Source organism: Terrabacter sp. C0L_2 (assembly GCF_036352015.1).
Classification (GTDB): domain Bacteria; phylum Actinomycetota; class Actinomycetes; order Actinomycetales; family Dermatophilaceae; genus Terrabacter; species Terrabacter tumescens.
This window is the reverse complement of sequence record NZ_CP143557.1, coordinates 1,261,051-1,273,566: the sequence shown is the minus strand read 5'-3', so window position 1 is coordinate 1,273,566 and position 12,516 is coordinate 1,261,051. Positions and strand designations below refer to the sequence as shown.

General features: G+C 73.8%; 8 protein-coding genes. 4 read left to right on the top strand and 4 right to left on the bottom strand.

Going from position 1 to position 12,516, the window contains the following annotated elements; all coding sequences use genetic code 11:
- The first annotated feature begins 85 nt into the window (after positions 1-85).
- Positions 86-988 (top strand): aminoglycoside phosphotransferase family protein, encoded by a 903-nt coding sequence (locus tag U5C87_RS05945; RefSeq protein ID WP_330476661.1) that lies wholly within the window; start codon positions 86-88, stop codon positions 986-988.
- Positions 989-1,131: 143 nt separating this feature from the next.
- Complete coding sequence (locus U5C87_RS05940; RefSeq protein ID WP_330475699.1) at positions 1,132-1,809, top strand: hemerythrin domain-containing protein; 678 nt, start codon at positions 1,132-1,134, stop codon at positions 1,807-1,809.
- On the opposite strand, the gene U5C87_RS05935 is transcribed toward U5C87_RS05940, so the two are convergent.
- The gene (locus U5C87_RS05935; protein WP_330475698.1) at positions 1,787-4,336 is read right to left on the bottom strand and encodes an ATP-binding protein; all 2,550 of its coding nucleotides are present in this window, start codon (positions 4,334-4,336) and stop codon (positions 1,787-1,789) included. The genes U5C87_RS05940 and U5C87_RS05935 overlap by 23 nt on opposite strands.
- 124 nt (positions 4,337-4,460) lie before the next feature.
- On the opposite strand from U5C87_RS05935, the gene U5C87_RS05930 reads away from it, so the two are divergent.
- Complete coding sequence (locus tag U5C87_RS05930; protein WP_330475697.1) at positions 4,461-9,998, top strand: ATP-binding protein; 5,538 nt, start codon at positions 4,461-4,463, stop codon at positions 9,996-9,998.
- A gap of 81 nt (positions 9,999-10,079) precedes the next feature.
- On the opposite strand, the gene U5C87_RS05925 is transcribed toward U5C87_RS05930, so the two are convergent.
- Both U5C87_RS05925 and U5C87_RS05920 read right to left on the bottom strand, forming a co-directional pair.
- The gene (locus U5C87_RS05925) at positions 10,080-10,712 is read right to left on the bottom strand and encodes a hypothetical protein (RefSeq protein ID WP_330475696.1); all 633 of its coding nucleotides are present in this window, start codon (positions 10,710-10,712) and stop codon (positions 10,080-10,082) included.
- Positions 10,713-10,888: 176 nt separating this feature from the next.
- Positions 10,889-11,464: an RNA polymerase sigma factor gene (locus U5C87_RS05920; protein ID WP_330475695.1), complete on the bottom strand. Its 576-nt coding sequence runs from the start codon at positions 11,462-11,464 to the stop codon at positions 10,889-10,891.
- Between the two features lie 145 nt (positions 11,465-11,609).
- Between U5C87_RS05920 and U5C87_RS05915 the strand changes: the two genes are divergently transcribed.
- A complete protein-coding gene (locus U5C87_RS05915) occupies positions 11,610-12,134 on the top strand; it encodes a hypothetical protein (protein ID WP_330475694.1) in 525 nt (174 codons plus the stop codon).
- Between the two features lie 103 nt (positions 12,135-12,237).
- Here U5C87_RS05915 and U5C87_RS05910 read toward each other — a convergent pair whose 3' ends face one another.
- On the bottom strand, positions 12,238-12,516 hold the full coding sequence (locus tag U5C87_RS05910) for a DUF6510 family protein (protein WP_330475693.1): 279 nt from the start codon (positions 12,514-12,516) through the stop codon (positions 12,238-12,240).

Here is a 12,516-nt window from a genome sequence, read left to right as displayed (position 1 = left end):
GGCGAGAACGCTATCGGCCACCGGTGTCAGTCCCGAAAACCCCTCGCCGTGGACCGCGTGCCCGCCTAGCGTGACCGCAGTGCCGATGCCGATGCACGAGGACGAGGTCCGCGCGACGCCCGACCTGGTCGAGCGACTCGTCCGCGAGCAGTGCCCCCAGTGGGCGGACCTGAGCGTGACCGCGCTGCCCGACGAGCTCGAGGGCACCGACAACGTGCTGTTCCGGCTGGGCGACGAGCTCGTGGTGCGCCTGCCGAAGATCGACTGGGCGCATGAGCAGGCCGAGTCCGATGCCCGCTGGCTGCCCCGGCTCGCGCCGCACCTGCCCGCCGCCGTGCCGGTGCCCGTCCACGTCGGCCGGCCCTCGGGCGGCTATCCGTGGGTGTGGTCGGTGGTGCCCTGGGTCGCCGGGTCCACACCGCCGCGCCTCGGCGTCGACGACGTCCGGCTCGCCCAGGACCTCGCGGCGTTCGCCCTGTCCCTGCGTGGGATCGACGCCACGGGCGGGCCCGCCAAGCCGCCTGGGTCGCGCGGCACCCCGCTCGTGCACTCCGACGCCGGCGCCCGAGCCGGCCTCGAGCGCCTGCGCGCCCACGACGACGGCATCGACCTCGCAGCCGCCGAGCGTGCCTGGGACCTCTGCGTCTCCGCGCCCGACTGGGGCGGCGACCCGGTGTGGATCCACGGCGACCTCCAGCCCGGCAACCTCGTCGTCGACGACGGCCGGCTCGTCGCGGTCATCGACTGGGGCGCCCTCGGGGTCGGCGACCCGGCGCCCGACGTCGCTGCCGCACTCTGGACGTTCACGGGCGAGGCCCGGGACGCCTACCGCGAGGCCGTGTGCCCCGACGACGCCACGTGGCTCCGGGCCTGCGGGTGGGCGCTGGCGCCGTCGCTCACGGGCATCGACTACTACCGGCACACCTTCCCCCGCATGGCCGAGCACGGGCGCCAGATGGTGCGCGCCGTCATCGCCGAGCTGACCTGAGCCCACCTGACCCCTCCCGTGACGGCAAGGTGGCAGGAGCGTGGGGGGACCGTGGGGGTGGCGTGGACCTGCTGTGGCTGGGACCGCGTGCGTGGCCGGTCGACGCTTGAGAGGACCGCACGTCCTCGTCGAAAGGCACCACCGTGAGCACCACGACCTTCAGCACCACGCCGACCACCGACCGCCCGTGGGTCCACGAGATGGTCATCATCCACCGCGCCTTCCGCCGCGAGACGCGCCTGCTGCCGGGACTCGTCCGCGAGGTCGACGACGGCGACGTGGCGCGAGCCGGGGCCCTCGCCGAGGTGCTGCGCCTCGTCCTCGCCGGCCTCGAGATGCACCACACCGGCGAGGACGCCGTGCTGTGGCCGGCGCTGCTCGAACGGGCCGCGCCGTCCACCGGTCTCGTCGAGACGATGCAGGCCCAGCACCACGGGATCGAGGACCACCTCGAGCGCGTCGCGCACCTGCTGCCCGTCTGGGAGGCCGCACCGACCCGAGAGCGCGGCGCCGGGCTGGCCGACGTCCTCGACCGGTTCGCCGCGGACCTCGCCGAGCACCTCGACCTCGAGGAGCGCGAGATCCTGCCGCTGTGCCTGCGCTACGTCACCGTCGCCGAGTGGGACAGCCTCGGCCAGCACGGGATGGAGGCGATGACCCGCTCGCAGCTCCCGTTGCTCTTCGGTGCGCTGCTCGAGGAGTGCTCACCCGAGGAGCGTCGGGCGATGCTCGCGAAGCTGCCCCTGCCGGCCCGGGTGCTCGTGCGCACGCTCGGCGCCCGGCAGTACCGCCGCTTCGTCAGCCGCGTCCGCGAAGGCTGAGGTCCGCGCTGCCCGGGGAGGCGATGTCGGCGACGACGGCGGCCGCGAAGCCGGCGACCTCCTCCTGCGTCGCCGTCCGACCTGCGTCCCACGCGGCGGTGAACTCGTCGGACTCCAGTCGCGTCCGGGCGACGGCAAGCCCGGCGTCCGCGCCGGCACGCGAGGGCGGGTAGTGCGGGTCCACCGCGGTCGTGTCGCCGAGGGTCGCCGCAGCGCCGAAGAGGTATGCCGCGCCCTCGGGGCGACCTGACCGCGCCGCCACCCCGGCGAGCTCGGGCAGGGCGTAGCCGAGCGTCCAGCCGAGCCGTAGCGGGAACGACACCGCCAGGGACTCGCCGAGCAGGGCCGCGGCAGTGGCGTCGTCGCCGGCGACCTGGCGTGCCGTCGCGAGGGTGTTGAGCGCGGTGGCGAGGCCGAACTCGTTGCCCAGCGTCCTCGCCGCCGTGGCCGCCTCCTCGAGCAGTCGCGTCGCACCCTCGGCATCACCTGCGAGCAGGCGCGCCTGTCCGCGTCCCACCTGCACGTGCAGCCGAGCCCACCGGAGGGGGTCGCCCTCGCCGGCGTCCTCGGCGCCGAGGTCCTCCGCCCGCGCCTCGGCCGACGCCAGGAGCCGCTCCCCCGCGGCCAGGTCGCCGGCGAAGAGCGCTCCGAGCCCGCCGAGCAGAGCGGCCTCGACCATGAGGAGCGCGTCGCCGGACCGCTCCGACAGTCGGATCGCCAGGTCAGCGAGCAGGCGCATGCCACCCACCTCACCGACGACGAGCATCAGCCCCATGCGGCCGACCGCCGCCCACGCCACGGCCGTCGTGGTGCCGGTGCCGTTGACGCGCTCGAGCCACTCGTGTCCCTCTCTTACACGTCCGCGAATGGCGAAGTACGGCCAGAGTCCTCCGACGAGCTCGGCGGCCTCTGACACCCGGCCGAGCTCGAGGAGCCGGAGCAGTCCCGACCTCAGGTTGCCCCGCTCGGCCTCGACGCGGTCGAGCACCGGCCCGATGCCGGCCGACCACAGCCGTCGGTGCGCATCCACAGCCATCAGCCGGGCGTATGCCGCGTGGGCGTCGGCCGCAGGCAGCGCGAGGCCCGCGGCGTGGGCCTGCGTGATCGCGTGCTGCCGCACCGGCTCCAGGAGGCGGAAACGAGGGATGCCGTCCGGCGAGGGCCCCGGCAGCACGAGCGCCTGCTCGACGAGGGCGGCGATCCGGGGCAGCACGTCGTCGGCAGGGACCGTCGGGGGCCGCTTCACCGCGGGCTCCACCGCCCGCTCCACGGCGGCGAGCCAGTCGAGCGAGAAGCCTCCGGAGAACACGGCCGTGCGCAGGAACAGGTCGCGCTGCCGGGGCTCGAGCAGCCCGATGCTGCCGTCGAGCACGGTCGCCATGCTGCGCTGCCGCTCGGGCAGGTCGCGCGGGCCGGCGACGCCCACGTCGGTGCTGCCCGCCTCCAGCCGTGCCAGCAGCGCCTCGGGCGGAAGGACGCGCGCCGCAGCCGCGGCCAGCTCGATGGCGAGCGGGAGACCGTCGAGGCGTCGGGCGATCGCGGCGATCGTGGCGGCCTCGGCTGCGCCGTCGTGCACACCGGCCGCCGCGGCGCGGTCGAGGAACATCGCGACGGCGGGAGACGCGGCGACGGCGTCCAGGTCGGTCAGGTCGGTCAGGTCGGTCAGGGCGTCGGGCCCGTCATCGGGAGCCGGCAGGGCCAAGGGCGCCACCGGCACCTCCTGCTCGGCGCGGACCCGCAGCGGAGCGCGACTCGTGGCGAGCACCGTGAGCCCCTGCGCGAGCCCGAGCAGCTCGGCCAGGCGAGGCCCGCACGCGACGACCTGCTCGAGGTTGTCGAGGACGAGCAGCACCCGACGGTCCGCGAGGTGGCCCGCGACCCGCTCCACGAGGTGCACGGTCCCGGTCGGTTCCTCGACCACCCCCAGCGTGGCCGCGACCTGTGGCAGCACCTCGTCCGGCTCGCGTACGGCCGCGAGGTCGAGCAGCCGGACGCCGCCCGGGAAGGAGTCGCCGACCCGCGCCGCGACCTCCGTCGCGAGACGCGTCTTCCCGACGCCGCCGGGCCCGGTGAGCGTGAGGAACCGCGCGCCCCGCGTGGTCAGGAGGTCCACGAGGCGCGTCAGGTCCGCGTCGCGGCCGAAGAGCGGAGCCAGTGACGCCCCCGCGACGGCGCCACCCGCTGCTGCCGACCAGCCCGCAGGTCCGGAAGGTCCGGACGGCTCGGACGGCTCGGACGGCCCGGACGGCCCGGACGGCCCGGACGGCCCGGACTGCACGGGCTCTCCGCCCCGTCGTGGCACGGATGCCACGAGCGCAGCGCGGTCCGCGTCGTCGAGCAGGAGCGCGTCGGCCAGGGCCCGGACGGTGTGCGGGTGCGGGCGCCGCCGCTCGCCGCGCTCGAGGGCGCCGATCGCCTTGACGCTGAGGCCGGAGCGCTCCGACAGCTCCTCCTGCGTCAGCGACCTGGCCTCGCGCAGGGCGCGGAGCCGCGCACCGAACGCGCCGACGCCCGAGGTCCCCACCACGAGCCGACGGTAGCGCGCCGGGCCGCCCCCCAAGGGTGAACGGCTGGCCTGTCTACTCGCCGGTCACCGGGATGGCGTGGAAGGCTGCAGGGTGCGACACCACCCCCGTCCTGAAGGAGCACGCATGATCTCGCGCATCGCCATCGTGAACCGCGGCGAGGCCGCCATGCGGCTCATCCACGCGGTGCGGGACCTCAACGCGGCGGCCGGTCGCGACGGGCACCGCATCGAGACGATCGCCCTGCACACCGAGGGCGAGCGGCGGGCCATGTTCGTGCGCGAGGCCGACGAGGCATACGACCTCGGTCCGGCCTCGGCCCGTCCCTACCTCGACTACGCGGTCCTCGAGCGCGCCCTGCGCGAGACGAAGGCCGACGCGGCGTGGGTCGGCTGGGGCTTCGTGGCCGAGCACCCGGCGTTCGCCGAGCTGTGCGACCGCATCGGCGTCACCTTCATCGGCCCGAGCGCCGACGCGATGGTCAAGCTGGGCGACAAGATCGGCAGCAAGCTCATCGCCGAGGAGGTCGGCGTGCCCGTCGCGCCGTGGAGCCGCGGCGGTGTCGACACCCTCGAGGACGCCAAGGCCGCGGCGGCTCGCATCGGCTACCCGCTCATGCTCAAGGCGACCGCCGGTGGTGGCGGCCGCGGCATCCGCCGCGTCGACTCCGACGCCGACCTCACCGACGCCTACGAGCGCACCCGCGACGAGGCCGAGCGCGCCTTCGGCTCCGGCGTCGTCTTCCTCGAGAAGCTCGTCACCGGCGCGCGCCACATCGAGGTCCAGGTCATCGCCGACGGACAGGGCTCCGCGTGGGCCGTCGGCGTGCGCGACTGCTCGGTGCAGCGCCGCAACCAGAAGGTCATCGAGGAGTCCGCCTCGCCCGTGCTCACCCGCGAGCAGGAGGACGAGGTGCGCACGAGCGCCGAGCGCCTCGCGATCGCCGTGGGCTATGCCGGTGCCGGCACCGTCGAGTTCCTCTACCACCCGGGCGAGCGGTTCTTCGCCTTCCTCGAGGTCAACACCCGCCTGCAGGTCGAGCACCCGATCACCGAGGTCGTGACCGACACCGACCTCGTCAAGCTCCAGATCCACGTTGCCAACGGCGGCCGCCTCGACGAGCTGCCGGACGGCCGTCCCACGCAGCGCGGCCACGCCGTCGAGGCCCGGCTCAACGCCGAGGACCCCGACCGCGACTTCGCGCCGAGCCCCGGCCGCATCAGCCTGCTCCAGTTCCCCGCCGGACCCGGCATCCGCGTCGACACCGGTGTGGGAGAAGGCGACTCGATCCCCGCCGACTTCGACTCGATGATCGCCAAGATCATCGCCCACGGCCGCGACCGTGACGAGGCCCTCGCCCGCCTGCGCCGCGCCATGGCCGAGACGACCGTCGTCATCGACGGCGGCTCGACCAACAAGAGCTTCATCCTCGACCTGCTCGACCAGCCCGAGATCATCGACGGCTCGGCCGACACCGGCTGGATCGACCGCGTCCGCGCCGAGGGTCGTCTCGTCTCGCACCGCCACTCCGGCGTCGCCCTCGTGGCCGCCGGCATCGAGGCCTACGAGGACGCCGAGGCCATCGAGCGCGCCCGACTGCTCGAGTCGGCGCGCGGTGGCCGTCCCCAGGTGCAGCACGCCGTCGGCCGCGCCATCGACCTCAAGCTGCGCGGCACGGCATACAAGGTCATGGTGCTGCGCACCGCGTCGCACCGCTACCGCGTCAGCATCACCAACGGAGGCGACGAGCACGTCGTCGACGCGACGCTCGACCGGATCGACGAGTATGCCGGCCGCATCGTCGTCGAGGGACGTGCGCACCGCCTCGTCACCGCCACCCACGGTCCCGTGCACCTCGTCGAGGTCGACGGTGTGACCCACCGCGTCTCCCGCGACGAGGGCGGCGTCGTGCGCTCGCCCGCGCCCGCGCTCGTCGTCGCGACCCCGGCCGCCGTGGGCGACGAGGTCGCTGCCGGCGCGCCCGTGCTCGTGCTCGAGTCGATGAAGATGGAGACGGTGCTGCCGGCCCCCTTCGCGGCCCGCGTGCGCGAGCTGCTCGTGTCGGTCGGCAGCCAGGTCGAGACCGGCGCGCCGCTCGTGCGGCTCGAACCGACCGGCGACGAGGAGGAGGTCGCCGAGGCGGCGGCCACCGAGGGCGTCGACCTCGACCTGCCCGACTCGAGCGCCGGCACCGCGAGCGTGCGCGAGCGCGTCGACCGCGGCATCGAGGACCTCTCGGCGAGCGTCCTCGGCTTCGACGGCGACCCGAGCGGCGACCGCCGGATGCTCGAGGGCTACCTCGCAGCGCGCGACGAGCTCGCCGCCGGCGGCACGATCCCGCTCGACGAGGAGATCGCGGTCCTCGAGCTGTTCACCGACTTCGCCGAGCTGAGCCGCAACCGCCCGGCGGCCGAGGAGCGCCACACCGAGCTGCTCGTGCACAGCCCGCGCGAGCACTTCCACTCCTACCTCCAGAGCCTCGACGTCGACCGCGCCGGACTGTCGGCCGACTTCCGCGACAAGCTCGCCCGCGTGCTGCGGCACTACGGCGTCACCGACTTCGAGCGCACGCCGGACCTCGAGGAGGCGGTGTTCCGGATCTTCCTCGCCCAGCAGCGCTCCGCGCCCGAGGTGCAGCTCGCGACCTCGATCCTCCAGCGCTGGCTCGCCGAGCCGATCCCGCAGCCGCCCCTCGACGCGGCAGCCCGTGAAGCGCTCGACCGCCTCGTCGTCGCGACCCAGCTGCGCTTCCCCGTCATCGGCGACCTCGCCCGCAGCGTGCGCTTCCGCTGGTTCGACCAGCCGCTCGTCGACGAGGAGCGCGAGAGCGTGCTCGCCGGCGTCCGCGACAAGCTGGCCTCCCTGGCCGCCGAGCCCGACGCCCCCGACCACACGGCCCGCATCGACGAGCTCGCGGCCATCCCCGAGCAGATCGTCCGCTTCCTCACCGAGCGCCTGCACGAGGAGGCGCCCGAGCGGCTGCCCGAGCACGAGCCGATGCTCGAGGTGCTCATCAAGCGGCACTACCGCGAGCACGAGCTGCACGGCCTGCGCACCTTCTCCGAGGGTGGCCGGCCCTTCGCCGTCGCCGACTACACGCTCGACGACCGCCCGACGCACCTCACGTCGACGATCGGCGGTGTCGACGAGCTCGTCCCGGGCAGCCTGCTCGACGCGGCCGTGTCCAACGACGTGTGGTCGCGCGCGACCGGCCTGCACTCCGTCGTCGACCTCTACCTGCGCTGGCCGCAGGAGCCGGACTCCCCCGACGCCGCGAGCGAGCAGCTCGCCGCGCTGCTGCAGCAGCTGCCCTTCGCCCAGGACGTCCGCCGCGTCGCCGTCGCCGTGAGCGCCGGACAGGGCCGTCCCGTCGGCTACTTCACCTTCCGCCCGGTCGACGGCACGCTCGTCGAGGACCGCCTCGTGCGGGGTGTGCACCCGATGGTGGGACGCCGGCTCAACCTGTGGCGCCTCACGTCGTTCGACGTCACCCGCCTCGAGGCCCCCGAGGACGTCCTGCTCTACGAGTGCGTCGCCAAGGACAACCCCGACGACCACCGCCTCGTCGCCCTGGCGCAGGTGCGCCAGGTCGTCGTCGTGCGCGACGAGTCCGGCCAGGTCACGGGCCTGCCGCACGTCGAGCGGGCCATCGCCAACTGCCTCGAGGCGATCCGCCGCGTGCGGGCGAGCCGCGGTGCCAAGGGATCCCGTCTCGACATGAACCACGTCTGGGTGCAGATCTGGCCCACGATCGAGGCCGACCCGGGCCAGCTGACGGCGCTCCAGAGCAAGATCGCCCCCGTCACCGCCGGTGCCGGCATCGAGGAGGTGCTCGTCCAGGCGAACGTCACGGTGTCGCCGGGCGAGGCACCGGTGCCGATCGCGGGCCGCTTCTTCTACCAGCCGGGCTCGGGTGTCACGGGCACCCTTGGCGCCCCACCCACCGAGCCGCTCAAGCCGCTCGACGACTACGCCTCCAAGGTCGTCCGGGCCCGCCGCCGCGGTCTGGTCTACCCCTACGAGCTGCAGTCGATGATCGCCGGCGAGGGCGGCACCGTCGTCGAGCACGACCTCGACGACACCGGCTCGCTCGTGCCCGTCGACCGCCCGGTCGGGCTCAACAAGGCCGGCATCATCGTCGCCGTCGTCAGCACGCCGACGGCGCGCCACCCCGAGGGTGTCACCCGGGTCGTGCTCTCGGGCGACCCGCTGCGCTCGCTCGGCTCGGTGGCCGAGGCCGAGTGCGCCCGCGTCATCGCGGCGATCGACCTCGCCGAGCAGATGCGGGTGCCGCTCGAGTGGTACTCCCTGTCGGCCGGCGCGCGCATCTCGATGGACTCCGGCACCGAGAACATGGACTGGGTGGCCCGCGCCCTCAAGCGGATCATCGAGTTCACCCAGGCGGGCGGCGAGATCAACATCGTCGTGGCAGGCATCAACGTCGGCGCCCAGCCCTACTGGAACGCCGAGGCGACGATGCTCATGCACACCAAGGGCATCCTCGTCATGACGCCCGACAGCGCCATGGTGCTCACCGGCAAGCAGTCGCTCGACTTCTCCGGTGGCGTCTCGGCCGAGGACAACTTCGGCATCGGCGGCTACGACCGCGTCATGGGCCCCAACGGCCAGGCGCAGTATTGGGCCAAGGACCTCGCGGGCGCCCGGGCCATCCTCATGGCGCACTACGACCACGCCTACGTCAGCCCGGGTGAGTCGGGACCGCGTCGGGTCGCGACGAGCGACCCGACGCACCGCGACGTGACGCTCTACCCGCACGACGCGCCGGGCTCGGACTTCAGGACGGTCGGCGAGATCTTCAGCTCGCTGACCAACCCGGACCGCAAGAAGCCCTTCGACATCCGCACCCTGATGCGCGCGGTCAGCGACCAGGACCACGAGCCGCTCGAGCGCTGGGCCGGCATGGCCGACGCCGAGACGGCCGTCGTGCAGGACGCCCACGTCGGTGGCATCCCGGTCACGCTCATCGGCATCGAGAGCAAGTCCGTTGCCCGGCGGGGCTTCCCGCCCACCGACGGCCCCGACACCTACACGGCCGGCACGCTCTTCCCCCGGTCGAGCAAGAAGGTGGCGCGCGCCATCAACGCGGCGAGCGGCAACCGGCCGGTCGTCGTCCTCGCCAACCTGTCCGGCTTCGACGGCTCACCCGAGTCGATGCGCAGCCTGCAGCTCGAGTACGGCGCCGAGATCGGCCGGGCCATCGTCAACTTCGACGGCCCGATCGTCTTCACCGTCGTCTCCCGCTACCACGGTGGCGCGTTCGTCGTCTTCTCCAAGACGCTCAACCCGCGCATGACAGTGCTCGCGATCGAGGGCTCCTTCGCGTCGGTGCTCGGTGGGGCCCCGGCGGCGGCCGTGGTCTTCTCGCGCGACGTCGACGCCCGCACGGCGTCCGACCCGCGCGTCGCCGAGCTCGAGGGTGCGCTCGCGCAGGCCTCCGGCGTCGAGCGGGCCCGGCTCGCAACGGAGCTCGCCGAGCTGCGCACGTCGGTGCGCGCCGAGAAGCTCGGTCAGGTTGCCTCGGAGTTCGACACGGTGCACAGCATCCACCGGGCCGTCTCGGTCGGCTCGGTCGACGCCGTCATCGAGGCGCACGACCTGCGCCCGCGCATCATCGCCGCCGTCGAGGCCGGCCTGCAGGACTGACCACCCCGCTGGCGCGGAAGAGGGCGTATGCCGTGAGCCGAGGCTCGCGGCATACGCCCTCTCTCGTCGGGGTGCGTCAGGTCAGGGGCGACCGGCCGGGTGCGACGACGGCGTCACGGGAGGCGTCGCGGTGGGGGTCGGCAGGACCGTCGGCTTGCCCGCGGGCTGCGTCGTGGGGCGCCCTGTCGGAACGGTGGTGGGCTTGCCGGTCGGAACCGTCGCCGGCTTGCCGGTGGGCACGGTGGCGGGCTTGCCCTTGCTGCTCGGCTTGCCGGTCGCGTGGTCCCCGGAGGCGCCGGGAGCCGTCACGGTGGCGCACCAGGACGCGATCTTGTCCGCGCCACCCGCCGCCTTGGCGAGGTTGGTGAACGCGACCGAGTCCATCGCCTTGCCCCCGTTGCCGTTGCCGTTGGCGGCCACGGCCTTCCGCGCGGTGCACAGCCCGTGGGCGGCGGAGCCGGTGGCGTCGGGCCCGACGGCGGTGCCCTGCGGCGTGGGCGTGCCCGTACGAGCGCCGGACGTCCCGGAGCCGCCGGACGTCCCGGACGTTCCCGAGGCGCCGGACGACGCGGGCGTCGCGGTCGCGCTGGCGTGGCTGTCCGGTGTGTGCGCGACGTTCGAGGACACGTAGACGACAGTGGCGGCGCCTCCGAGTCCGACTGCGATCCCGGCGATCGTGGCGCCGAGCTTGGCGCCGGCGAGGGTTGCGAGCATGGATGGTCTCCGGCGTGATGGGGATGGGGCAGGGGTGACCTGAGCCGCCCGCAGGGCCGACAGCGTCGACGCATAGCCGTCCAGCTCGCGTGCGGAGGGGGGCGCGGTCAGCGCCGCCAGCACGGGAGCGAGGGCGGGGTCGTCGACGGAGGAGGAGGCGTCGGGCCGTGGATCGGTCATGTCACCCCCCGAAGCGTCCCCGGACCCTCTGGCGTTACACCTGTCGGGTCGACCATCTTCTTCAGCGCCTGCAGACCCCGGTGAGCGGCCACGCGGACGGCCCCGGGGCTGCGGCCCACGAGCTCCGCCACCTCGCTCACCGACAGCTCCGCGACGACCCGGAGCAGGACCACCTCGGCCTGCAGCGGCGGCAGGCGTCGCACGAGGGAGATCGCCTCCTCGGTGGAGAGGGCGTCGACGACCTCGTCCGCACAGTCGGCGACCACCGGCTCGACCCACGACGACCGCCAGGACAGCCGGGATGAGCGGGTGCGCTTGCGCCCGGCGTCCACGGCCCGACGGCGTGCGGTCGTGAAGACCCAAGCACGCCAAGCCATCTCGTCACCCCGGAAGGTGGCCAATCCCCTGACGACGGTGAGCCACGTCTCCGCGGCCACCTCGTCAGCGGCGTCTCCCCCGAGACTCAGGTAGCGCAGGAGCGGTGGGTTGAGGTCGCGCCACAACCGGGCGAACGCGGCCTCGTCACCGTTCTGTGCGCCGGCGAGGACGGACTCGAACTCCGCGCCGATCACCGGGTCAGTGTGGACCAACGAGGCCGGCCGTGCGACCCGGAGCGGCCGGGACGTCCCCGTTATAGTCGCCGGACCGCGGTCCGAGCGGGACCCCCGCCAGGGCCGGCTCGACCGACCACGACACCGACACACCACAGGGGAACCGATGCACGATGCACACGAGCTGATGGTCCGCGTCCGTGACGGGGCGAAGGGCACTCCCTACATCGTCGTCGAGCAGCCGTACGGCTTCGACGTCACGGTCGACCTCGCCGACGGACGATGGCTGACCCTCACGGCGGCGCACGGGCTGACCAAGGTCTTCACGCACGAGGTCCACGTCAAGAAGCCCGGCCGCTACGGCATCACCGACGTCGAGCACACCGTGAGCTACGGCGCCGGCGGCGCATCGCTCACGGCCGCCCGCTCGGTCAAGCGCGGACGGGTCTACAGCTACCAGCGCCGGGTCGAGGTCGGGGTGGACGCCGACACCGGCCACGTGGGCAAGGTCGTCGACTACACGTTCCGGGCCGGCGAGGGCAGGCAGCTCATCCGGCGCGCGGCGACCGACCTCGGCTGGCGCGAGCAGATGAACGGCGAGCAGCTCGGTGCGCTGTGGTTCGCCGGCATCACCCTCGTCCTCATGGTCATCGCCTTCGGGGCGGTCGGCATCCACGCCCTGCTGACCTGACCCGACAGCACGTCGAGTGCCCAGTGCCCGACGATGGGAAGTGAGCACTCGACGGGACGGGGGACCCACCCCACTCGAGTGCCCAGTTCCCGACGGACTCGGATCAGCCCAGTGCAGCGGGGACCCGCAGCGACGTGACGCCGCCGAGGTCGAGCCACACGGCGTCGGGGGTGCGCACGACCCGGAGCAGCACGTCGTCGCACCCCGGACACCGGCCGACGAGGCCCGGGTCGGGCCCGTAGACCCGCAGGGTGGCGACCTCGGCGGACGCGCCGCAGCCGCGGCACCGGACGACGGCTGCCGTGACGTCGAGCGCGAAGAGCTCGGAGAGCGGGCCGGCCATGAGGTTGCCGTCCCAGTCGGGCATCTCATCACTCGTCAT